The organism is Streptomyces sp. NPDC041784 (genome assembly GCF_055591025.1).
On the sequence record NZ_JBVJAB010000031.1, the window covers coordinates 21,430 to 44,398 of the forward strand.

Annotated in this window: 19 protein-coding genes; 13 read left to right on the forward strand and 6 right to left on the reverse strand. The window is 73.5% G+C overall.

Annotated features, from left to right (window positions below):
• Window positions 1-153: 153 nt before the first annotated feature.
• Window positions 154-1,968: a S8 family peptidase gene (locus tag ACZ6D7_RS39310; RefSeq protein WP_469501417.1), complete on the forward strand. Its 1,815-nt coding sequence runs from the start codon at window positions 154-156 to the stop codon at window positions 1,966-1,968.
• A gap of 157 nt (window positions 1,969-2,125) precedes the next feature.
• On the opposite strand, the gene ACZ6D7_RS39315 is transcribed toward ACZ6D7_RS39310, so the two are convergent.
• On the reverse strand, window positions 2,126-2,776 hold the full coding sequence (locus ACZ6D7_RS39315; protein WP_469501421.1) for a ScbR family autoregulator-binding transcription factor: 651 nt from the start codon (window positions 2,774-2,776) through the stop codon (window positions 2,126-2,128).
• A gap of 178 nt (window positions 2,777-2,954) precedes the next feature.
• Here ACZ6D7_RS39315 and ACZ6D7_RS39320 point away from each other — a divergent pair, with 178 nt between their 5' ends.
• From ACZ6D7_RS39320 to ACZ6D7_RS39330, 3 genes are all read left to right on the forward strand, one after another.
• Window positions 2,955-3,857 (forward strand): ScbA/BarX family gamma-butyrolactone biosynthesis protein, encoded by a 903-nt coding sequence (locus ACZ6D7_RS39320; RefSeq protein WP_469501424.1) that lies wholly within the window; start codon window positions 2,955-2,957, stop codon window positions 3,855-3,857.
• A 70-nt stretch (window positions 3,858-3,927) separates the two neighbouring features.
• Window positions 3,928-4,575, forward strand: coding sequence for a ScbR family autoregulator-binding transcription factor (locus tag ACZ6D7_RS39325; RefSeq protein WP_469501426.1), 648 nt, complete (start codon window positions 3,928-3,930; stop codon window positions 4,573-4,575).
• Window positions 4,576-4,656: 81 nt separating this feature from the next.
• Window positions 4,657-5,868 carry a damage-control phosphatase ARMT1 family protein gene (locus tag ACZ6D7_RS39330; RefSeq protein WP_469501427.1) on the forward strand — a complete coding sequence of 404 codons (1,212 nt, stop codon included), beginning with the start codon at window positions 4,657-4,659 and terminating at the stop codon, window positions 5,866-5,868.
• Between the two features lie 3 nt (window positions 5,869-5,871).
• Here ACZ6D7_RS39330 and ACZ6D7_RS39335 read toward each other — a convergent pair whose 3' ends face one another.
• Both ACZ6D7_RS39335 and ACZ6D7_RS39340 read right to left on the reverse strand, forming a co-directional pair.
• Window positions 5,872-7,134, reverse strand: coding sequence for a cytochrome P450 (locus ACZ6D7_RS39335; protein WP_469501428.1), 1,263 nt, complete (start codon window positions 7,132-7,134; stop codon window positions 5,872-5,874).
• The gene (locus tag ACZ6D7_RS39340; RefSeq protein ID WP_469501430.1) at window positions 7,131-7,919 is read right to left on the reverse strand and encodes an alpha/beta fold hydrolase; all 789 of its coding nucleotides are present in this window, start codon (window positions 7,917-7,919) and stop codon (window positions 7,131-7,133) included. The genes ACZ6D7_RS39335 and ACZ6D7_RS39340 overlap by 4 nt, the downstream gene beginning before the upstream one ends.
• 198 nt (window positions 7,920-8,117) lie before the next feature.
• Here ACZ6D7_RS39340 and cyc2 point away from each other — a divergent pair, with 198 nt between their 5' ends.
• Both cyc2 and phsA read left to right on the forward strand, forming a co-directional pair.
• Entirely contained in the window at window positions 8,118-10,307 is a 2,190-nt protein-coding gene (gene cyc2 / locus ACZ6D7_RS39345) for a germacradienol/geosmin synthase Cyc2 (RefSeq protein WP_469501432.1), read from the forward strand.
• A gap of 81 nt (window positions 10,308-10,388) precedes the next feature.
• The gene (gene phsA / locus ACZ6D7_RS39350; protein WP_469501436.1) at window positions 10,389-12,269 is read left to right on the forward strand and encodes an O-aminophenol oxidase PhsA; all 1,881 of its coding nucleotides are present in this window, start codon (window positions 10,389-10,391) and stop codon (window positions 12,267-12,269) included.
• Here the strand turns inward: phsA and ACZ6D7_RS39355 are convergent.
• Complete coding sequence (locus ACZ6D7_RS39355) at window positions 12,257-12,991, reverse strand: CTP synthase C-terminal region-related (seleno)protein (RefSeq protein WP_469501438.1); 735 nt, start codon at window positions 12,989-12,991, stop codon at window positions 12,257-12,259. The two genes, phsA and ACZ6D7_RS39355, sit on opposite strands and share 13 nt — an antisense overlap.
• 86 nt (window positions 12,992-13,077) lie before the next feature.
• On the opposite strand from ACZ6D7_RS39355, the gene ACZ6D7_RS39360 reads away from it, so the two are divergent.
• The 4 genes from ACZ6D7_RS39360 to ACZ6D7_RS39375 all read left to right on the forward strand — a co-directional run bounded on the left by ACZ6D7_RS39360 (window position 13,078) and on the right by ACZ6D7_RS39375 (window position 17,075).
• Entirely contained in the window at window positions 13,078-13,944 is an 867-nt protein-coding gene (locus tag ACZ6D7_RS39360; RefSeq protein WP_469501441.1) for a LysR family transcriptional regulator, read from the forward strand.
• A 115-nt stretch (window positions 13,945-14,059) separates the two neighbouring features.
• The gene (locus ACZ6D7_RS39365; protein WP_469501444.1) at window positions 14,060-14,653 is read left to right on the forward strand and encodes a PDZ domain-containing protein; all 594 of its coding nucleotides are present in this window, start codon (window positions 14,060-14,062) and stop codon (window positions 14,651-14,653) included.
• 249 nt (window positions 14,654-14,902) lie between these two features.
• Window positions 14,903-16,030: an aminopeptidase P family protein gene (locus ACZ6D7_RS39370; protein ID WP_469501449.1), complete on the forward strand. Its 1,128-nt coding sequence runs from the start codon at window positions 14,903-14,905 to the stop codon at window positions 16,028-16,030.
• A 58-nt stretch (window positions 16,031-16,088) separates the two neighbouring features.
• Window positions 16,089-17,075: an aminoglycoside phosphotransferase family protein gene (locus ACZ6D7_RS39375; RefSeq protein WP_469501452.1), complete on the forward strand. Its 987-nt coding sequence runs from the start codon at window positions 16,089-16,091 to the stop codon at window positions 17,073-17,075.
• Window positions 17,076-17,097: 22 nt separating this feature from the next.
• On the opposite strand, the gene treZ is transcribed toward ACZ6D7_RS39375, so the two are convergent.
• Window positions 17,098-18,843, reverse strand: coding sequence for a malto-oligosyltrehalose trehalohydrolase (gene treZ / locus ACZ6D7_RS39380; protein ID WP_469501455.1), 1,746 nt, complete (start codon window positions 18,841-18,843; stop codon window positions 17,098-17,100).
• 172 nt (window positions 18,844-19,015) lie between these two features.
• On the opposite strand from treZ, the gene ACZ6D7_RS39385 reads away from it, so the two are divergent.
• The 3 genes from ACZ6D7_RS39385 to ACZ6D7_RS39395 all read left to right on the forward strand — a co-directional run bounded on the left by ACZ6D7_RS39385 (window position 19,016) and on the right by ACZ6D7_RS39395 (window position 21,522).
• Complete coding sequence (locus tag ACZ6D7_RS39385) at window positions 19,016-19,567, forward strand: FHA domain-containing protein (RefSeq protein WP_469501458.1); 552 nt, start codon at window positions 19,016-19,018, stop codon at window positions 19,565-19,567.
• Between the two features lie 171 nt (window positions 19,568-19,738).
• Entirely contained in the window at window positions 19,739-21,058 is a 1,320-nt protein-coding gene (locus ACZ6D7_RS39390; RefSeq protein ID WP_469501461.1) for a M14 family zinc carboxypeptidase, read from the forward strand.
• A complete protein-coding gene (locus ACZ6D7_RS39395; protein ID WP_469501464.1) occupies window positions 21,055-21,522 on the forward strand; it encodes an SSI family serine proteinase inhibitor in 468 nt (155 codons plus the stop codon). Before ACZ6D7_RS39390 ends, ACZ6D7_RS39395 begins: the two co-directional genes overlap by 4 nt.
• A gap of 94 nt (window positions 21,523-21,616) precedes the next feature.
• On the opposite strand, the gene ACZ6D7_RS39400 is transcribed toward ACZ6D7_RS39395, so the two are convergent.
• Window positions 21,617-22,867 carry a M14 family zinc carboxypeptidase gene (locus ACZ6D7_RS39400; RefSeq protein WP_469501467.1) on the reverse strand — a complete coding sequence of 417 codons (1,251 nt, stop codon included), beginning with the start codon at window positions 22,865-22,867 and terminating at the stop codon, window positions 21,617-21,619.
• Window positions 22,868-22,969 lie beyond the last annotated feature (102 nt).

The following is a 22,969-nucleotide window of genomic DNA, read 5'->3' on the forward strand; positions in this document are numbered from 1 at the left end:
TATCGTTCCACCACAGCTGACCCACGGGTAACCCCTGACGGAGTCCGCTTCCGCGCCTGGCCGGCCATCGCGATCCACCCCCCGCCGCTTCGATGCCGAAGCACCCCGACCGCCGCTCCGCGCTGCCCGGAGTCGGCCAGGAAAGGCACGCCCTTGCGCACCTCACCCGCTCTCCGGCGGAAGCTGATATCCGCCGCCGCGCTCTCCGCCGCCCTGCTCACCGCCGCGTCCACCGCCTCGGCCGTCGCCGCCCAGGAAGCCGTTTCCCAGGGCTCCGCCGCGTCCGCCGTTCCCGCGGCGCAGACCGAGGCCGCGCCCGGCACCCCGGCCGAGCGTCTGATCGTCGGTTACAAGTCCGGTGCCACCGAGGCCACTTCGAACGCGGCCGCCGAGGCCGACGCCGCCGCCAAGGGTGAGGAGGCCGGCGAGGACCTCGACTTCCAGCGCCGTCTCGGCACCGGCGCCGCCCTGGTCGACCTGGGCGAGGACCTCACCAGGACGGACGTCGCCGACGTCGTCGCCCGGTACCAGGCCGACCCGCAGGTCGCCTACGTCGTCCCGGACCGCCTGAACACCCCGAAGGCCGACCCGAACGACACCGAGTACGCCAAGCAGTGGGACCTCTTCGAGTCCACCGCCGGCATGAACGTGCCCGGCGCCTGGGCGACCACCACCGGCACCGGCGTCACCGTCGCCGTGATCGACACCGGTTACGTCGCCCACACCGACCTCGCCGCGAACATCGTCGGCGGCTACGACTTCATCGGTGACACCGCCGTCTCGGTGGACGGCGACGGCCGCGACAGCAACCCGGCCGACCCGGGCGACTGGTACAACGCCAACGAGTGCGGCTCGGGCATCCCGGCCAGCACCTCCTCCTGGCACGGCACCCACGTGGCCGGCACCATCGCCGCCGCCACCAACAACGGCAAGGGTGTCGCGGGCATCGCCTACGGCGCGAAGATCTCCCCGGTTCGTGTCCTCGGCAAGTGCGGCGGCTACGACTCCGACATCATCGACGCCATCACCTGGGCGTCCGGCGGCACCGTCTCCGGCGTCCCCGCCAACTCCAACGTCGCCAAGGTCATCAACATGAGCCTCGGCGGCGACGGCGCCTGCACCTCGGCGACCCAGAGCGCGATCACCGCCGCCGTGAACCGCGGCACGACGGTCGTCGTGGCCGCCGGCAACGAGAGCGACAACGTCGCGAACCACTCGCCGGGCAACTGCAACAACGTCATCTCGGTCGCCGCGACCAACCGCACGGGCGCCAAGGCGTCCTACTCCAACTTCGGCTCCCTGGTGGACATCTCGGCGCCCGGCGGCCAGACCAGCACCGGTACGGCCAACGGCATCCTGTCCACGCTGAACTCCGGCACCAAGACGCCGTCCACCGAGAACTACGCCTACTACCAGGGCACCAGCATGGCCACCCCGCACATCGCGGGCCTGGTCGCGCTGATGAAGTCGGCGAACTCCTCGCTGACCCCGGCGCAGATCGAGACCGCCATCAAGAACAACGCCCGTGCGCTGCCCGGTGCCTGCTCCGGCGGCTGCGGCGCGGGCCTGGCGGACGCCGCGAAGACCGTGGCGGCCGTGACCGGCACCGGTGGCTCGACCGGCACCGTCTTCTCCAGCGCCACCGCGGTGTCGATCCCGGACAACGGTTCCGCCGTCGAGTCCTCGATCGCCGTGACCGGCCGCACCGGCAGCGCCCCGAGCGCCCTCCAGGTCGGCGTGGACATCACCCACACCTACCGCGGTGACCTGGTGATCGACCTGGTCGCCCCCGACGGAACCGCCTACCGTCTGAAGGCCGCCAGCTCCTCGGACTCCGCGGACAACGTCATCACCACCTACACGGTGAACGCCTCCAGCGAGACCGCCAACGGCACCTGGAAGCTGCGCGTCCAGGACACCGCCGCCCAGGACACGGGCCGGATCAACAGCTGGAAGCTGACTTTCTGAAACCGCCATGCGGAGACTTCCGCGTGATCTCTGAACGGGCGGGGGGGGGGGGGGGGGGGGGGGGGGAGGGGGGGGGGGGGGGGGGGGGGGGGGGGGGGGGGGGGGGGGGGTGGGGTGGGGCCGCCCCCCCCCCCCCCCCCCCGCCGTACGTTCGCCCTCAGGAGGCCGCCCGCTCCTCCAGTGAGGCCAGCACCCGCACGCCCCGGTCGGCCCGCGCGTCGAGGCCCGGCAGCAGACCGGGCACGGCGATGCTCGGCAGGATGTGCGACCACAGCACCGACAGCCGGTCGCCCAGGTCCGCACGGTCGCTCAGCGCCCGCGACATCAACTGGATGCCGGTGAAGGCGCCCACGAGCAGCTCCACCGTCTCCGGAGGCTTCACCGTCGGCAGCAACTCGCCCCGCTCCCGCGCCAGTTCGAGCAGTCCGGTCAGCCGTCGCGCCCACTGGAGGAACGGCTCCCCGTGGTCGACCCCGGACGGCGTCTCCTGGTCCACCGCAAGCCGGACGCTGCCCCGCAGCAAGGCGTTGTTCAGCAGCCGCTGGCCCACCACGAACGTCATGTCGACGATCTCCTGAAGCTTGCACGGCTGCGGCGGCACCGCCCCGAAGGGCACCTGCTCGTCCAGTACCGCCTGGGCGAGCGACTCCTTCGACGGGAAGTGGAAGTACAGGGCGCCCTTGGTGACTTCGGCGCGTTCCAGGACCATGGCGATGGTGGTGGACGTGTAGCCGTGCTCGTCGAAGACCGCGCCGGCCGCTTCCAGGATCGCCCTGCGCGTCCTGATGGCGCGCTCCTGTTTCGCCATAAGAGCCCCTTAACGGCACCGAGTTGGCCGGTCCGTCGATCGTCCACTGGTTCGGCCCGATCATAGGATGCCGTCGACTGATCTCATTGAAAACAAACCGGTCGCCTCGTACTCTAACGCCAACCGGAGCGGACGGTTCGCCGTCTGCCGTTGCCTTCGGGGGACCGTAGGGAGAGACATGACTCGACCACGGCAGCTTGCCGACGCTCCGATGCTGACCGCAACCGTGCCACGTCAACTGGTCCACCGCGCCGCCGTCGCGGAAACCCTGCTCACCGGCTGGCGGCGCACCGGGGACGACCGGTTCGCGGTCTCCGCGCAGTGGCCACGAGCACATGGGTTACACGTGTCTCCCGACTGGTCGGCGTACGACCCGCTGCTCGTCGTCGAGACCATCCGGCAGGCCGGCACGCTCATCGCCCACACCGAGTACGAGGTACCCCTGGATCATCAGTTCGTCCTCCAGGAGTTCCAGGTCAGTACGGTCGCGGGGCGGTTGACCGTCGGCCCGCGCCCCGCCGAACCGGAGGTCGCCGTGGCCTTCACCGACGTCCGCCACCGCGGCGGTCGCCCGTCCGTCGCCCGCTACACCGCGCACGTCCTGCGCGACGGCGACCGCGTCGCGTCCGCGGACGTCGCCTTCACCAGTGTCGGCCCGCCCGTCTACCGCAGACTGCGCGGCGGCCGCACCCCCGAGGCGGTGACCGCGCTGCCCGTCCCGCCCGGCCTCCCGCCGGCCGCCGTGGACCGCGCGCTGCCCACCGACGTCGTCCTGGCCGCGACCGGCGGCCCCGACCGCTGGCGGCTACGAGTAGATACCGCGCACCCCGTTTTCTTCGACCATCCGCTCGACCACGTCCCCGGCATGCTCCTGCTGGAGGCCGCCCGCCAGGCTGCCCGGCTGAGCAGACCCGACGGCCATCTGCCCGTGGCGTACCACGCCCTCTTCCATCGGTACGCCGAGCTGGACGAACCCATCTGGATCGACGTCAAGGGCGATCTCGGCACCGACGTGCAAGTCGTGGGCACGCAAGGGGAGTCGACGTTTTTCGAGTGCATGGTCGGCACCGTCGCACGGTGAGCTATTGTGTACAGGGGGTAAGAAACAAACGGCACGACCCGTTCTTTACCGGCCCAGGAGAGTCCACTCGATGGCGAGGCAGTTACGCGCCGAACAGACCCGCGCGACGATCATCACGGCCGCAGCCGACCTGTTCGACCGGCGCGGCTACGAGTCGACCAGCCTCAGTGACATCGTCGAGCACGCCCATGTCACCAAAGGCGCCCTGTACTTCCACTTCGCGGCGAAGGAGGACCTGGCGCACGCCATCATGGAGCTGCAGTCCCAGGCCTCGCGCCGGGTCGCCGGCGAGATCGACGACCGCGGCTACCCCGCCCTGGAAGCGTTGATGCGCCTCACGTTCGGCCTCGCACGGCTGTCGGTCGAGGGCCCGATCGCTCGCGCGGGGCTCCGCCTCGCCACCGGGGGAGTCGCGGTCAAGCCGCCCCTGCGCCATCCCTTCGCCGAGTGGCTGGAGCTGATGACCCGTCGGCTGATCGGCGCGGTCAAGGAGTCCGACATCCACCCGGACGTCGACGTGGACGCCGTGGCCCACTCCCTGGTCTGTTTCTTCGTCGGCACCCGCGTCGTCGGCCGCTCCCGCGAACCCGCGGCCCGGCTGCCCCGCCGGATGGCCGAGATGTGGCACGTCCTCATCCGGGGCCTGGTGCCGGTGCCCCGCCGGCCGCGCTACCTCACCCTGGCGGCCCGGCTGGAGCGGGAGATCATGGTGGGATGACCGGGGCTCGACGGCCGGGGGAAACGAGGAGAAACACCGGGAAACGGGGAGCCCGGTGGGGTGCGCGATACGGTGAGGCGCATGCCCGACACCCCCGTCCCGCCGCCCGTGATCCTCGGCGACGAGCCCGGCTCCTTCCCCCACGGCGTCCTGGCCGAACGGCACCCGGCGATCATCCGACAGGTGCGGGACGCCTTCCCGTACGACCCCGCCGTCCACCGCGCCCTCGACGCGCTGCTGGAGAGCTGCGCCAAGGGAGTGATCGAACCGCTTGCCGCCGACGCGCACGACGGCGAGCGGTGGCGGGACTGGGGACTCGACGCGTACGCGGGCCGGTCCTGGTTCGAGGTGCCCTGGCTGTGGTCCGAGAGCTACTTCTACCGCAGGCTCCTCGAAGCCGTCGGCTATTTCGGGCCCGGCGTCTGGCAGGGCATCGACCCGTTCCGCCCCTTCAAGCTCGCCGAACTCGACGCGCCCGAGACCGACGAGGAGCTGGCCGCCCTCGACACCCTCGAAGCCCGCCCGGCCGACGAACGGGCCCGCGCCCTGCTGCACGGCTCGCTCTGGGGCAACCGCGCCGACCTCGGCTTCCGCCTCTCCGACGCCGACGCCGAGCAACGGGACGCCGCACCGGGGCTGGTGGCCGACGACAGCGAGGTGCTGTGGTCGCTGCTGCCGGTTTCCGCAAGCGGTTCCGCAGCCGCATCCGCGACGACCGCCCCCACCGTCTGCCTGATCGCCGACAACGCCGGCCGTGAGCTGATCCCCGATCTCCTCCTCGCCGCCCACCTCCTCGCCCACGGCCGGGCCGGGCAGGTCGTTCTGCATGTCAAGCCGTACCCGTACTACGTCTCCGACGCCACGCCCGCCGATGTCGTCGACGCGCTGCGCAGGCTGACCGGTGCGCCGGGAGCGGCCGCCGGGTACGGCAGGCGGCTGTGGGCGGCCATGGCCGACGGCAGTCTGACCGTTCGCGCGCACCCCTTCTCCGCCTCCCCGCTGCCGTACGCGGAGCTGCCGGAGGACCTGCGGGCGGAGTTCGCCGCGGCGCGTCTGACGATCGTCAAGGGCGACCTCAACTACCGCCGTCTGGTGGGCGATCGCCGGTGGGAGCCGACCACCCCCTTCGCCGACGTCACCGCGTACTTCCCCGGGCCGGTGGCCGCCCTGCGCACCCTGAAGTCCGATGTGATCACCGGCCTGTCCGCGCGGACCGAGGCCGCCCTGGTCGCCGCCGAGGGGCAGCGCTGGCGTACGGGCGGCACGCACGCCCTGGTCCAGGTGCGGCCGTGACGCTCAATCGACCCGCACCGGCAGCGACTTGATCCCGTTGATGAAGTTGGAGACCAGCCGCCTCGGCGGCCCGGCCGTGCGCAGCCGAGGCAGGGTCCGGAGCGTCTCCCGGTAGAGCACCCGCAGTTGGAGCCGGGCGAAGTGGGCGCCCAGGCAGACGTGCGGGCCGTCCCCGAAGGACACGTGCGGGTTGGGCGTGCGGGACAGGTCGAGCCGGTCGGGGTCGGTGAAGGCACGCTCGTCCCGGTTGGCGGCGGCGTGGAAGACGACCACCTTGTCGCCCGCGCGGATCCGCCGTCCCGCCAGCTCGGTGTCCCGGGCGGCGGTGCGCCGGAAGGTCAGCACCGGCGGATGCCAGCGCAGCAACTCCTCCACGGCCGAGGCGAGTTCGACCTCGCCGGTGCGCAGCCGCTCGTACGCCTCCGGATGCTCGGCGAGTGCCAGCAGACCGCCCGGCGCGGCGCTGCGCACGGTGTCGTTGCCGGCGACGGTGAGCAGGAAGAAGAACATCTCCAGTTCGGCGTCGGCGAGTTCGGTGTCGCGCGCGAGGATCGTCATCACGTCGTCGGCGGGGTGGCGGCGCTTGTGCGCGGCGAGTCGCTGCGCGTACCCGAACATGTCCCGCAGGGCGGCGGGGGAGCGCGGGTTCACCGGGCGGCCCGTCGTGTCGTGCCGGCCGGGGCCCGCCTCGTCGGGGTCCTGGTAGCCGATGATCCGGCGCGTCCAGTGCAGCAGCAGCGCACGGTCGCTCTCCGGAACGCCCAGCAGGTCGGCGAGGTTGAGCAGGGCGTAGTCGTCGGTGACCGCGGACACCAGGTCCACCGTCCCGTCCGCCTCCCGGGCTTGCTCGACGGCGCGGGCGCACAGGGTGCGGGCCCGTTCCCCGGCGAGCGCGGTGAAGTGCTCGATGCGGCCCGGGGTGAAGGCCCGGCTCACCAGCCGCCGCAGCCGCCCGTGCCGCGGCGGATCCTGATTGAGCATCATGCGCCGGATGAACGGCAGGTCGGCGGGGTCGGGATCGCGGATCTGGGTGGCCCCGAGGTGGGAGGAGTGGATCGCCGGGTCCTTCAGCACCCGGACGACGTCCGCGTGCCGGGTCACGGCCCAGAAACCGGTTCCGGCGGGCCAGCCCAGCACCTCCGGCTCGGCCTGCCACGCCACCGGGTGATGGTCGCGCAGGACGCGGTAGGCGGCGTACGGCACCCCGGCGGCGTACTGCCGGGGGTCGAAGACGTCGGGTACGGGCGGGGCCTCGCGCACGGTCACGCGGGTCCGTCCGCCCGCAGGAAGTCCTCCCACACCCGGATCAGCTCCAGCGGTGTCTCGTCCATGGGGTAGTGGCCGGCGGCGGGCAGTTCGTACAGCTCCGCGCGCGGGTACCAGCGCAGCCAGGTCTCGCGCATCAGCGCGGCCGAGAGGGCGGGGTCCAGGGCCCCGGTGACGGCGAGCGCGGGAACGGTCGAGCCCTCGGCCCGGTCGTGGAAGTCCTCCCGAGCCCAGGAGTCCAGCCAGGCGCGGAACGCCTTGGCGTCGCTCGTCTCCAGCGAGCGGGCGACCATCCGGTCCAGCCAGGCGGCGGGCCGGCGGCCGCCCGTCGTGACGTCGAGGATCGTGCGCCGGTTCTCCGGCCTGTGTGCCGCGTCCGCGAACAGTTCCCACTGCTCCGGCGCCAGCGCCAGTCCCGAGGCGGGCACCGGTGAGACGCCAACCAGCCGCCGCAGCCGGTGCGGGGCGATCACGAGCAGCCGCTGGCCGATCGCGCCGCCCATCGAGTGCCCGACGACCGAGAACCGTTCCCAGCCGAGCCGGTCGGCCAGCGCCACGAGGTCCCACGCGGCCTCGGCCGTCGCGTAGGTGCCGGCGAGGTCCCGGGCCTCGCCGTACCCGCGCAGATCCACCAGCGTGTACTGGAAGGCCGTACGGTCGAGGTCGGGCACGACCGGGGCGTACGCGGACCGGTCGGCGAGCCAGCCGTGCACGGCGAACACCTTGTGGGCGCCGTCGCCGTGCAGTTCGTGGGGGAGCACCAAGGTCTCCGGGGTGGTTGCCATGGGACCACGGTGACGTCGGCGGCGGTGCCCGGCAAGGGCGCGAGCCCGCCACCGCCGCCCGCGCGCGGGCCACCTCCGCGCGCCGGCCGGGCACCGGAACTCCCGTACCGCGCAAGGCATCCCGCCCGATTCACTGGATGGTGTGATCATGTGTCGCCGTGCGGATGGCCGTCTCGGGCCACGGGTAGGGGCCGGGCCATGAAGAAGCCGTTCGAACTCCCGCACTTCTACATGCCGCACCCCGCGCGGCTGAACCCGCACGTCGAGCAGGCGCGCGCCCACTCGACGCGGTGGGCGCGCGACATGGGCATGCTGGAGGGGTCCGGGATCTGGGAGCAGGCCGATCTGGAGGCGCACGACTACGGCCTGCTCTGTGCCTACACCCACCCCGACTGCGACGGCCCCGCGCTGTCGCTGATCACCGACTGGTACGTGTGGGTGTTCTTCTTCGACGACCACTTCCTCGACATGTTCAAGCGCACCCCCGACCGCGCCGCCGGCAAGGCGCACCTGGACCGGCTTCCGCTGTTCATGCCGCTGGACCTGGCGGAGCCCGCGCCCGAGCCGCTGAACCCGGTCGAGGCGGGCCTGAGGGACCTGTGGGCGCGTACGGTGCCGGCCATGTCCGCGGACTGGCGGCGCCGGTTCGCCGTGGCGACGGAGCACCTGCTCAACGAGTCGATGTGGGAGCTGTCCAACATCGACGAGGGGCGGATCGCCAACCCCGTCGAGTACATCGAGATGCGCCGCAAGGTGGGCGGCGCCCCCTGGTCGGCGGGGCTCGTGGAGTACGCGGCGGCCGAGGTCCCGGCGGCCGTCGCGGGGTCGCGGCCGCTGCGGGTGCTGATGGAGACCTTCTCCGACGCCGTGCACCTGCGCAACGACCTGTTCTCGTACCAGCGCGAGGTCGAGGACGAGGGGGAGAACAGCAACGGCGTGCTCGTCCTGGAGAGGTTCTTCGGCTGCACCACGCAGGAGGCCGCCGACACCGTCAACGACATCCTCACCTCCCGCCTCCACCAGTTCGAACACACCGCGTTCACCGAGGTGCCGGCGCTGGCCCTGGACAAGGGCCTCGGGCCCGACGAGGTGGCCGCCGTCGCCGCGTACACCAAGGGGCTCCAGGACTGGCAGTCCGGCGGCCACGAGTGGCACCTGCGCTCCAGCCGCTACATGAACGAGGGCGCCACCTCCGTCGCGCCCTGGCAGCGGCTGACCGGCCCCGGCACGTCCGCCGCCGACGTCGTCGCGCTGCTCGCCTCGGCCGCCGCGGAGCGGCTGCGCGCGTACGCGCACGTGCCCTTCCAGAAGGTCGGCCCGTCGCTGCTGCCCGACTTCCACATGCCGTACCAGGTCGAGCTGAGCCCGCACCTGGCGGCGTGCCGTCCGCGGCTGACCGCCTGGATGCACCGCATGGGCATGCTGGAGGAGGGCGTCTGGGACGAGGACAAGCTCGCCGCCTGCGACCTCGCGCTCTGCTCGGCCGGCCTCGACCCGGACGCCACCCCGGAGGCCCTCGACCTCAGCGCCCACTGGCTCGCCTGGGGCACCTACGGCGACGACTACTACCCGCTGGTCTTCGGCGGCCGCCGTGATCTGGCCGCCGCCCGGCTGACCACGGCCCGGCTGTCGGCCTGTATGCCGGTGGACGGCGAGGAGGCACCCGTCGTGCCGGTCAACGGCATGGAACGCGGCCTGATCGACCTGTGGGCCCGCACCACCGCCGGCATGACCCCCGACCAGCGGCGCACCCTGCGCGACTCGGTCGACAAGATGACCGAGAGCTGGGTGTGGGAGCTGTCCAACCAGCTCCAGAACCGTGTCCCCGACCCGGTCGACTACCTGGAGATGCGCCGCGCCACCTTCGGCTCCGACCTCACCCTGAGTCTGTGCCGCATGGGCCAGGGCCCGGCCGTCCCACCCGAGGTCTACCGCAGCGGGCCCGTCCAGGCGCTGGAGAACGCGGCCGTCGACTACGCGTGTCTGACCAACGACGTCTTCTCGTACCAGAAGGAGATCGAGTACGAGGGGGAGATGCACAACGCGATCCTCGTCGTGCAGCACTTCTTCGGCTGCGACTACCCGGTCGCGCTCGGCATCGTCCACGACCTGATGACCCAGCGCATGCAGCAGTTCGAGCACATCGTCGCCCACGATCTGCCCGTCCTGTACGACGACTTCGCCCTGTCGGCCGAGGCGCGCGAGGCGATGGGGAACTACGTGGACGACCTCCAGAACTGGCTGTCGGGCATCCTGCACTGGCACTGCGAGGTGGACCGTTACAAGTCCGCCCATCTGGCCGCCCGGGCCCACGGCTTCGTCCCGGACCGGTCCTCGGCGGCCCCGCCCGTACACCTCCTGCTTTCCGGACTTACATATACGGAATAGGGCATTCAGGGAACTTCGGCGGGGCGCCAGGCGTCTCATGGGGCAAGGGGAACGACCAAGAGAACACGGGGGTGTTCGACCTTGACCGAAACGATCGAGCCGATCAACGAGGTCTTAGCGAAAGAGCGCGACCAGACACCGGCGCCCGGTGAACTGACGCCGTACGCGGCGCCGCTCACCGTCCCGCCCGTCCTGCGGCCCGCTTCCGCCGACGTGACCCACGAGACCGAGATCGCCCTGCGCCCCACCTGGGTGCGCCTCCACCCGCAGCTGCCGCCCACCCTGATGTGGGGGTACGACGGCCAGGTGCCGGGCCCGACCATCGAGGTGCGGCGCGGCCAGCGCGTCCGCATCGCCTGGACCAACCGCATCCCCAAGGGGAGCGAGTACCCGGTCACCGCCGTCGAGGTGCCCCTCGGCCCGCCGGGCACCCCGGCGCCGAGCACCGAACCGGGCCGCGGCGGCGTCGAACCGATCAAGGACGTCGCCGCGCTGCCCGCCTGGTCCGTCACGCATCTGCACGGCGCGCAGACCGGCGGCGGCAACGACGGCTGGGCGGACAACGCGGTCGGCTTCGGCGACGCCCAGCTCTCGGAGTATCCGAACGACCACCAGGCGGTGCAGTGGTGGTACCACGACCACGCCATGAACATCACCCGGTGGAACGTGATGGCGGGCCTGTTCGGCACCTACCTCGTCCGTGACGACGAGGAGGACGCCCTGCACCTGCCCTCCGGGGAGCGGGAGATCCCGCTGCTCCTCGCCGACCGCAACCTCGACACCGACGAGGACGGCCGCCTCAACGGCCGGCTGCTGCACAAGACGGTGATCGTCCAGCAGTCCAACCCGGAGACGGGCAAGCCGGTCTCCATCCCGTTCTTCGGGCCGTACACCACGGTCAACGGCCGTATCTGGCCGTACGCCGACGTCGACGACGCCTGGTACCGCTTCCGACTGGTCAACGCGTCCAACGCGCGCATCTACAACCTCGTCCTGATCGACGAGGACGACCAGCCGGTGCCGGGGATCATCCACCAGATCGGCAGCGACGGCGGACTGCTGCCGCGCCCGGTGCCCGTCGACTTCGACGACGCGCTTCCGGTCCTGAGCGCCGCCCCGGCCGAGCGGTTCGACCTGCTGGTCGACTTCCGCGGCCTGGGCGGCCGCCGGCTCCGCCTGGTCGACAAGGGCCCCAACCAGCCGGCCGGCACGCCCGACCCGCTGGGCGGGGTGCGCTATCCGGCGGTCATGGAGTTCCGGGTCCGCGAGACCTGCGAGGAGGACTCCTTCGCGCTGCCCGAGGTGCTCTCCGGCTCCTTCCGCCGGATCAGCCATGACGTCCCGCACGGCCACCGGCTGATCGTGCTCTCCCCGCCCGGCACCAAGGGTTCCGGCGGCCACCCGGAGATCTGGGAGATGGCCGAGGTCGAGGACCCGGCCGACGTCCAGATCCCCTCCGAGGGCGTCATCCAGGTGACCGGCGCGAACGGCAGGACGCGGACGTACCGCCGTACGGCACGCACGTTCAACGACGGTCTCGGCTTCACCATCGGCGAGGGCACCCACGAGCAGTGGACCTTCCTCAACCTCGCGCCGATCGTCCACCCCATGCACATCCACCTGGCCGACTTCCAGGTCCTCGGCCGCGACGCCTACGACGCGTCCGGCTTCGATCCGGAGCTCGGCGGCACCCGCACACCCGTGCGGTTCGACCCGGACACCGCGATCCCGCTCGCACCCAACGAGCTGGGGTACAAGGACGTCTTCCAGGTGCCGGGTCCCCAGGCCCTGCGGGTGATGGGGAGGTTCGACGGGGCGTACGGGCGGTTCATGTACCACTGCCACCTCCTCGAACACGAGGACATGGGCATGATGCGGCCCTTCGTGGTCATGCCGCCCGAGGCCCTGAAGTTCGACCACGGCGGGGGGCACGGCGGGCACGGCGCGGGTCACACGGGCTGACGCTCCGTCCGCGCGGTGTGCTCCACCGCGGCGCGCGCCAGCGCCCGGACCATCGGGTGCGGGCGCGTGCCGTCGCCGTGCAGCTCCGGCTGGAACAGGGAGGCCAGGAAGAAGGGGTGGCCGGGCAGCTCCGCCATCCGTACCTGGCCCGCCGTGTTGTGCCCGGAGAAGCGCAGCCCGTGCGCGGTGAGGGTGTCGAAGTGGCGGGCGAGGCCGTAGCGGCAGGAGTAGCGCTCGACCGTGCGCTCCGCGCCGATCACCGTGTGCGCGAGCGAGCCGGGCGTGAGGACGACGGTGTCCTCGTGGCCTTCGAGGGAGCAGGCCAGAAGCTCGAACAGGAGGTCGTCGCCGTCCGGGTCGTTCTCGGCGTGCGCCACGTGCGGCAGCCCGCAGGCGTTGCGGGCGAACTCCAGCAGCGCGTGCTGGAAACCGCCGCAGGTGCCGAGGAACGGGATGCCCTCCTCGCGTGCGGTGCGGATCGCGGCGAGCACTCCGGCCTCGCTGCGGTACGGGCTGCCCGGCACCACCCACACCGCGTCGAAGCCGCGCACCGCGTCCGGCGCCTCGGCGTCCTCGGACGGGATCCAGTAGGAGTCCAGGACCAGCCGGTCCCGGGCGGCGAGGGCTTCCAGCAGGAGGGGGATGCGGGTGTGCGAGACGACGTTCGGGGAGCGGTCCCCGACCAGGGCGACCTTGGCGATCTGAGCGGTGTTGTCGGTCATGGACTCATCCTGGGCGCGGGCCCAGGTTCACGTCCAACGATGATTGCTGCACTCTCCATCAGCATCGCTGATGAGAGGCTGGGGGCATGGACCCGCACCTCCTGCGCACCTACGTCACCGTGGCCCGCCTGGCCTCCTTCTCCGAGGCCGCCCGGGAGCTGGGCTACACCCAGTCCGCCGTCTCCCAGCACATCGCGGCCCTCGAACAGGACCTCGGCGCACCGCTGCTCACCCGCCGTCCCGTCGCCCCGACGACGGCCGGTGAACGGCTCCTCGAACACGCCGGCCCGCTGCTGCTGCGCCTGGAGGCGGCCCGCGCCGACGTCGTACGGATGGCCGCCGCGCCCGCCCTCGGGCTGACGCTGGCCGCCTCGCCGGCCGCCCTCCCGCCCCGGGTCCTGGCCGCGCTCCCGCCCGCCGGGGTGACCCTGCGGGTGCTGGCCCGCGACGACGTCCCCGCCGCCGTCGCCGCCGGTACGGCCGACCTGGGGCTGGTGGACGGCCTGGCCGCGCCCAGCGACCCGCTCCGGCTGCCCGACGTGGCCCCGCTGACCACGTACGGCGTGGCGGAGGAGCCGGTCTGCGTCCTGCTGCCCGCCGCCCACCCGCTGGCCCGGCGCGCCGGGCTGCGCCTCGGCGACCTGGCCGACGCACGCTGGCTGGACGCCCCCGACACCGCCCTGCCGCTGGAGCGGCTGCGCGCCGCGAACGGCGGCCGCGGCTTCCGGCCCGCTCTGCGCTACGACGGCACCGACGTCCGCGTGCTGACCGGCCTCGCCGCCGCCGGGCACGGGCTGGCCGTGCTGTCCCGCCCGGCGGCCACCGGCGTCCCGGGCACGGTCGCCGTCCCGCTCGTCGAGCCCCGGGTCGTCCACCGGGTCGAACTCGTGTACGTCGGTACGCCGACGGGTGCGGCGGGGGCACTCGTCACGGCGCTGTCCGCATCCGCCTGAGCTGCATCGCCCCTGGTGGGCGGGGGCCTACCGCTGTTGACCCTGGGTCAGTCTCACTCGTTCGTGGCAGGTCGTGCACCGGTGCGCCGGGTAGAGCACCAGCCGGAGGCGATCCATGGAACAGACCGCGTTGCGACCCAAGCCCATGCCCGGCCAGGAGCCCGGTGAAGGCACCGAACCGGGCGGCCGGGGCCGGCGCCCGCACGCCGCCCGCCGCAGGCACCGACGGCTCGCGACCCTGCTGACCGGACTGCTCGCCGGCACAGTCCTCGTCCTGACCGGCGTCGGACTGGGCACGGTCGGAGCGACCGTGATCGGCATGAGCAAGCTCGCGGAACTCCAGCGGGCGACGGGCGGCGGGGGCGTGCCGGGCGCCGGGCCGTCCGCCCCCTCGGCACCGCCCGCCCCGGACCCGTCCGCGCCGGCGGCCTCGCCCGCCCCCGCCCGGGCCAGCCTCGGCCTGGAGGCCGTGGACGCGGAGAAGTCGGGCGCCCGGATCGTCGCCGTCCATGTCCCCGGGCCCGGCTACACGGCCGGCCTGGTGCGCGGAGACGTCGTGCTGAACTTCGGCGACACGAGGATCGACTCGGTCACGGACCTCGTACGGGCGGTCGAGGCGGCCCGTCCCGGGCGGCACATCAAGGTGACTGTCCGTCATGAGAGTGGCGGATACCAGCAGTTGGTGGTGGTTCCCGGGGTCGTCACCTGACGCCGGCCCGCCGGGGAGGGGCCGCGGCGGCGCTCGCGCGCGAGGCGTGAGCGTCCCGCCGGCCTTCCGCCTGACCTCTCCGGCCGTCCGGCCCTTCCTGCTTTTCCTGTCCCGCTCCTTCCCGCTCTCCTGCCGTTCCCGCCGTTCCTGGCCTTCCTGGCCGGAATCCCGTGGATACCGGCTCGCGCGGCTCACGCAGTCCGGGCAGGATGCTGCCCGTAGTCACCACGTCCGTCCAGGGAGGCCCGGATGACCGGCACCGCACGCGCGCCCTTCACCGCCGACGACTACCGGACCCGTATGGAGCGGGCCGCGCGCGAGGCCGCCGACGCCGGACTCGCCGGGCTCCTGGTGGCACCGGGACCCGACCTCGTGTGGCTCACCGGCTACGCGCCCCCGGCGGCCACCGAACGGCTCACGCTCCTCGTCCTCGCCCCCGGCCGGGACCCCGTCCTCGTCGTGCCGACCCTGGAGGCCCCCGACGCCGCCAAGGCGACCGGCGCCCCCGTGCTCACCCTGCGGGACTGGACCGACGGCAAGGACCCCTACGCCGCCACCGCCGGCCTCCTCGACGCGGGCGGCCGGTACGGCATCAGCGACAACGCCTGGGCGATGCACCTCCTGGGCCTCCAGAAGGCGCTGCCCGCCACCTCGTACGCCTCCCTGACCGAGGCCCTGCCGATGCTGCGGGCCGTCAAGGACGCGGCGGAGCTGGAGCTGATGGCGGCCGCCGGAGAGGCCGCGGACCGGGCGTTCGAGGAGATCCGGAAGGTTTCCTTCGCCGGCCGCCGGGAGACCGAGGTCGGCGCGGACCTCGCCGACCTGCTGCGACGGTTCGGGCACTCCCAGGTCGACTTCACCATCGTCGCCTCCGGGCCCAACGGCGCCAACCCGCACCACGAGGTCGGCGACCGCGTCATCGAGGACGGCGACATGATCGTCCTCGACTTCGGCGGCCTCAAGGACGGCTACGGCTCCGACACCTCCCGCACCGTCCACGTCGGCGAACCCACCGCCGAGGAACGCCGCGTCCACGACCTCGTCCGCGAGGCCCAGGAGGCCGGTTTCCGGGCCGTACGCCCCGGGGTCGCCTGCCAGGAGGTCGACCGGGCCGCCCGCGCGGTCATCGCCGACGCCGGGTACGGCGCGTACTTCATCCACCGCACCGGCCACGGCATCGGCGTCACCACCCACGAGCCGCCCTACATGATCGAGGGCGAGGAGCGGCCCCTCGTTCCCGGCATGTGCTTCTCCGTGGAGCCCGGCGTGTACCTGCCCGGCCGGTTCGGGGTGCGCATCGAGGACATCGTCACCGTCACCGAGGACGGCGGCCGCCGCCTCAACCACACCACCCGCGAGCTGGTCGTCGTGGAATGAGCCCCCAGGAGCCCACCCCCGGAGTCCCGGCACCCACCCGAACGGCAGCGGCGCGACCATGACCCAGGCACCGACACCCACCGCGGACACCGTCCGCAGACTGGTCCGTGCGCTCATGGAGGAGGGCGGCAGCGCCGGCCCGGGCCCGGAGGTGCGGCCCGTCCGCGAGGAGGGCGCGGCCTTCACCTGGTGGGTCGGCACCCGGTACGTCCTGCGGCTCGCCCCCGACCACGACGCGGCCGTCCGCCGACGGCGCGAACTGCGGCTGCGCGACCTCGTCCGGCCGCACGTGCCGGTCACCGTGCCGACCAGCATCGCGCACGGCGAGTGGTCCCCGGGGCTGACCTACAGCCTCGACACCAAGGTGCCCGGCGGCACGGCCGAGGAGCACGACGTGTCGGCCGTCGGCGAGGCCGACCTGGCGGGGCTGCTCGGCGGGCTGCGCGAGGTGCCGTCCCGGCAGGCCGACGCGCTCGGCGTGCCGCGTGCCGCCCCGCGTTCCCTGGAGGCGCTGCGCCGGATGGCCGTCGCCGCCGCCCAACGCCTCGCCCGCGCCGACGAGTTCGACGCCTCGCGGCTGCACCAGCTCACCCCGCCCGGGGCGGCCCAGTTCGCCGCCCGGCCCGCCCCCGCCGTCCTCGTCCACCACCGGCTGCGCGGCGAGCACCTCGTGGTCAGCGCCGACGGCCGGGTGCGCGGCGTTCTCGACTGGACGGAGGCGGTGCTCGGCGACCCCGCCGAGGACATCGCCGGACTCGCCCTCGCGGTCGGCTCCGGCGCGGCCGTCCGCGCCGCCACCCTCGCGGGCTACGGCGCCCGCCCCTGCCTGCGCGGCCTCTGGCTCGCCCGCTGCGACACCGTCGTACGACTCGCCGAACGCCTCGGCGGCCGGGGCACCGATCCCCTGCCACTGCTGCGCACCCAGCTGGGACGGGCCTGGGAGGCGATCCTGCTGGAGCGGGTGACGGAGCTCCGGGAGGACGGGGACGGGGGCGAGGGCGGGGGCGCGGGCGGGTACGGGTACGGGGTGGACGAGGAGAGTTAGCGCTACGGCTCCTGTTCCGGGGTCAGTCCTGTTCCAGTACCACGCACGACTCCCCGGGCACGTGCAGCAGTCCGTCCGGACCCGGGGCCTCCACCGGCTCCCAGGCCGCCAGGACCCGGGCCGGGCGGGTGCCCAGGGGGATCGCCGCCGGCTCCTTGCCGAGGTTCACGGCGACGCGGACGTCCCCGCGCCGGAAGGCGAGCCAGCGGGCGCCGGCGTCGTGGGCGACCTTGATGTCGGCGAGATCGGGGTCCGTGAGGTCCGCCTGCGCGTGCCGCAGTGCGATCAGCTCCCGGTACCAGGCCAGCACGCGCGCGTGGGGCTCGCGTTCCGGCTCGGACCAGTCCAGGCAGGAACGGTCGCGGGTCGCCGGGTCCTGCGGGTCGGGCACCTCGTCCTCGGCCCAGCCGTGCGCCGCGAACTCCCGCCGCCTGCCCCGCCGTACGGCCTCCGCCAGTTCGGGATCGGGATGGTCGGTGAAGTACTGCCAGGGGGTGCCGGCCGCCCACTCCTCGCCCATGAACAGCATCGGCGTGAACGGGGCGGTCAGCGTCAGGGCCGCCGCGCACGCCAGCAGCCCGGGGGAGAGGGACGCCGAGAGCCGGTCGCCCATGGCGCGGTTGCCGACCTGGTCGTGCGTCTGGGAGTAGCCCAGGAGCCGGTGCCCGGGGATCCGGGAGCGGTCCAGCGGGCGCCCGTGCCGGCGGCCCCGGAAGCCGGAGTACGTGCCGTCGTGGAAGAAACCGCTGGTCAGGGTCTTGGTGAGCGCGGCGAAGGGTTCGACCGCGAAGTCGGCGTAGTAGCCCTGGGACTCGCCGGTGAGCGCGGTGTGCAGGGCGTGGTGGAAGTCGTCGTTCCACTGCGCGTGCAGCCCCAGGCCGCCCTCCCCGCGGGGCGTGACGAGCCGCGGGTCGTTCAGGTCGGCCTCGGCGATCAGGAACAGCGGCCGGCCCGTCTCGGCGGCCAGGGCGTCCACGGCCGCCGACAGCTCCTCCAAAAACGGGTACGCGCGCGTGTCCGCCAGCGCGTGCACCGCGTCCAGCCGCAGCCCGTCCAGCCGGTAGTCCCGCAGCCACGCCAGCGCGCTGCCCAGCAGGAACGCCCGCACCTCGTCCGAGCCGGGCGCGTCCAGGTTGACGGCGGCGCCCCACGGCGTGTGGTGGCGGTCGGTGAAGTACGGCCCGAACTCGGGCAGGTAGTTCCCGGACGGGCCCAGATGGTTGTGGACGACGTCCAGGACCACGCCCAGCCCCAGCCCGTGCGCCCGGTCCACGAACCGCTTCAGCGCCGCGGGCCCGCCGTACGGCTCGTGCACCGCCCACAACGAGACCCCGTCGTACCCCCAGCCGTGCCGGCCGGGGAACGGGCACAGGGGCATCAACTCGACGTGGGTGACACCCAGTTCCACGAGATGGCCGAGGCGCTCGGCGGCCGCGTCCAGGGTGCCCTCGGGGGTGTACGTGCCCACGTGCAGCTCGTACAGGACCGCGCCCGGCAGCGGGCGCCCCGACCACGGGGCGCGCCACTCGTGGCGGCCGTGGTCGACGACCGCGCTCGGCCCGTCCGGGCCGTCCGGCTGGCGGCGCGAGCGCGGATCGGGGCGCACGGGGCCGTCGTCCACCGCGAAGCCGTACCGCGATCCGTCCCGTGCCTCCGCCTCGCCCGTCCACCACCCGGCCCGCTCCGGATCGCGCTCCAGCGCGCGCGGGACACCGTCGCACTGGAGCGTCACGCGTTCGGCCTGTGGTGCCCACACCTCGAACTGCACGGACGGTTCCCCTTCGTCTGCTGACCGTGATGGAGTGCGTCCATCGTGCTCTACCCGCGATCGATCCGCTTTTGAAACACCCCCCTTGCGGCGGGTGTCGTCGCCCACGCGCGCGCAGGGGCGTTTTCCCGTTTTCTGGACACCCGGGGTTCCCTGACCGACAATCACCACCGTGACGTCGTCTTTCGAGTTCAACACGTACCCCGCGCGGGTGGCCGACGCGGAGCGCGACAAGGCGCTGAAGGTGCTGCGTGACGGCGTCGCCATGGGCCGTCTGTCGCACGACACGTTCATCCGCCGCATGGAGCTGGCCCTCGCCGCCCGACGCTCCGACGAACTCGCCGCGCTCACCGCCGACCTGCCCAAGGAGAACCGCTTCTCCCGGGTGGTCTTCGGCACCGTCGAGGCGGTCTCCGGGTTCACCGTACGGCTGCGGCGGGCCTGGCAGGCCGAGCGGCTGCCCAAGCTGCTGCTGCCGCACCCCGGCACCGCCCACGCGCTGCGCATCGGCCGCGACCCCGCGAGCGGTCTGCGGCTGACCCACGAGAGCGTCTCGCGCGTGCACGCCGAACTCAGCCGCCAGGGCGGCATGTGGGTGCTGCGCGACCTCGGCTCCACCAACGGCACGACCGTCAACGGACGCCGGGTCATCGGCGCCGCCGTGGTCCGCGAGGGCGACCAGGTCTCCTTCGGACGGATGGCGTTCCGCCTCTCGGCGGACTGAGCCGGCCGGAGCCCCCGCGTGTCGGGCCGCCCTCCCCAAGTCCCACCGGGTGCGGCGGTGTTGACGTACCCCCGGACCATGACTCACTGTGCGTAGACCGGACACGCCCGGTGAACCGACGGTGCCGCCCCGTGGAGGTGTGTCCTGCCGCCCCTCCCGCGCTATCCGACCGTGGACGAACTCGCGGCCCACGCCGCCCTGCTCGCCGCCCGGCGGCCCCGGGACGTCCGGCTGCGGCGCGTGGGCGTCTCCCGGGCGGGCACGCCCCTGTGGCTGCTGTCCCTCGGCCGGGGCGCCCGGCAGGCCCTCGTCGTCGCCGGGCCGCACGCCAACGAGCCGGTCGGCGGCGCCACCGTCCTGCGGCTGGCCGAACGCGTCCTCGCCGACCCCCGGCTCACCGAGGGCGCCGACGCCACCTGGAACCTGCTGCTCTGCCTCGACCCCGACGGCCTGCGCCGCAACGAGGGCTGGCTGACCGGCCCCTACACCCTCGGCCGCTACTTCCGGAACTTCTTCCGGCCCGGCTTCCACGAACAGCCCGAGTGGCTGCCCGACGGAGCGGGGGCCGCCGCGTTGCCGGAGACCCGGGCGCTGCTCGGCCTCCAGGACGAACTGAAACCTTTCTTCCAGTGCTCGCTGCACGGCGTCGACGTCGGTGGCGGCTTCGTGGAACTCACCCACGACCTGCCCGGCCTCGACCGCCGTATGGCGCACGCGGCCACCCGCCTCGGCATCCCCCGCGAACTCGGCCCCTACGACACCCTGTACTGGCCCCGGCTGGGACCCGCCGTCTACCGGATCCCGCGGCCGCAGCCGCGCGACCTGGCCGCCGCCATCACCGAGGCCGCCGTCGAGTCGACCTGGTACCACCCGATCCGGCACGGCACCGTCACCGCCGTCGTCGAGGCACCCATGTGGGGCGTCGCCGCCGTCCAGGACGGCTCACCGCCCGCCGACCGCGACGCGGTGCTGCACGCCGTCAGCGACGCCCTGCGCCACGACACACGCGTGCTGGAACGCCTCCTCGCGCGCGTGCGGCCCCATGTCGACGACGCCCCCGACGCGGCGCGCCTGCTCGCGCCCGTCGACGACTATCTCCTGGTCTGCCCCGGCCTCGCCGACGCCTGGGACCCGGACACCGCCGACCCGGGCCGCCCGCTGCCGCAGCTCAGCACCGCCCATCTCACCGCCCTGCGCATCGCCGGGCGGCGGATCGCCGTACGGACGGCGGGGCTGCTGCACCAGCTCGTCACGGGGGCGGGACGCGATCCGGCGGGCGCGCTGCCGGAGCTGGACGGGCTCATCGACGCCTGGTGCGCCGCCTACCGCGACGACAGCGGGGCGCGGTGGATCCCCGTCGCACGCCAGGCCGAGTACCAGACGCGGGTCGTCCTCGCCGCGTTCGACCTGGCCGGACGGCACGGGGCGTCCGTACGATCGGGTGAGTCGGACTGGGGGACGCAGGCCGCCGTGCCGATGCACCGGGAATGAAGCACCTCTTCCCGACCGCGGTCCTGCGGCGCGCGCTTCCGGCCGCCGCCGTCCTCCTCGTCGCCGCGGGCGCCGTCCCGGCCCACGCGGCCGCCCGGGACACGCTCCCCGGTAACTGGCTCCAGCTCACGCTCACCCGGGGCACCGCGCAGTCCAGCGGCACCCGGGGCACCCTGCTCCTGTGCCACCCACCCCAGGGCCACTCCCGCGCCCCCGAGGCGTGCGGACAGCTCGAGGCGGCGGGCGGGGACCCCGGTGGTCTCGCGCCGGTGCCGGGCGCCGTCTGCGCGATGGTCTACGCCCCGGTCACGGCCCGCGCGAGAGGACGGTGGAACGGGCGCCCGGTCGAGTACAGCCAGACTTTCAGCAACGACTGCGAGCTGGCGGCACTGACGGGAGCGGTGTTCGCCCTCGACGAGGCGGAGGCGGGGGCCGAGGCGGAGGTGGACGTGCCCGAGGTGTGAGGCACGCGCGTGTGCCGCGGTGTGGGGCACGCGCGTGCGTGACGCTTCCGGGCCGGCGCGAGTGAGGCGGCGCGGGGCGGCACGCGCGTGTGTCCTAGGCCGCACCCTCGCGCGCGTGCAGCGCCGCCGCCACCACCGTGCGGGACTGGTGCTCCACCTGGTGCTCCAGCGGCACCCAACGGGCCCGGAAGCGTACGGCGAAGGCGTCGCTCCAGGTCTCCACGAGCTGCCCGAGGCGCGGGGCGGCGTGGTCGTCGCTCTCCTGGAGGACCCGCCACAGCATCGCGGCCGCCCGCAGCGGCAGCCGGCGGGCGAAGGCGTCCACGCTGCCGACGTACGCCATCGTCGTGTCCGCGGGCGGCACATGGGTCCAGTCCGAGGCCAGCCCCGGCACGAGCTCCAGCGCCCACTTGGCGGCCCGCAGCAGCGGCCCGTCGTCGCCCTCCAGCCGCGGCAGCGCCTCGGTGAGCACCCGCTCCACCTCCCGCGCGTCCCGCAGGAGCCGCACCGCCAGCCGCCGGATCGCCGCGGCCGGCGCGGGATGCGGGGCGGGGTCGTCCACCAGGTCACTCGCCCACATCGGCACCTCCACGACCGCGGTCAGGCCGCCGTAGCGGTGGGCGTGGTACCAGGTGCTGTGCCGGGCGTCGTCCGGCATGCTCGGGTAGGCCGCGTCCACCCCGGGGGCCGGCATCACGTGCACGCCGGGACCGGACGCCGGCCAGCCCGCCGCGTCGGAGGCGCCCGTCTCCACCGGGATGTGCAGCTGCGCCGCCGACTTGGCGAACGGCTCCGCGAGCCCCGGGATGTCCTTCGTCAACTGCACCCAGCTGCCGCCCAGATCGGTGCCGTGCAGCGTCACCTGGAGGTAGGGCCGCAGCTCGTCGATGATCCGGGTCAGCGCGCGGGTCTCGGGCGGCAGCCGGTCCGGCGGCAGCACGGCGGGCGACCACTCCGGCTGCTCCGGGCCGGCGGGCCGGAAGAAGCCGAGGTGGTACTCCAGCAGGCTGCGCGGGGCCGGGGTGACGTGCAGGCTCGCCCCGTCGGGATCCGCGCACAGCAGGAAGTGCCAGGAGGTGCCGGTGCGCAGCTCGCGTTCGTGCAGCACCCGTTCGGCGAGGGCCAGCAGGGTGGAGCCGCCGGTCGGTTCGTTGGCGTGGGCGCCCGCGACGACGAGCACGGCGCGCCGGGCGTGTCCCACGGACAGCAGGTGCAGCGGCCGGCCCGCGCGGGAGAGACCCACCTGGCGCAGCGCGCACAGACCGGGCTGCTGGGCGGCCAGCGCCCGCGCGGAGGTGGTCAGTTCGGTCACCGTCGGGTAGCGCAGCACCGGCAGGAGACTCACCCCCGTTACGTCCGCCCTGCTCGCAATCCGCAGTACCCCACGGACCCTGTGAACTGTCAAGTACTCCCCCGGGGAGCCTCCCGGGGGCGCCCGGAGGCACGC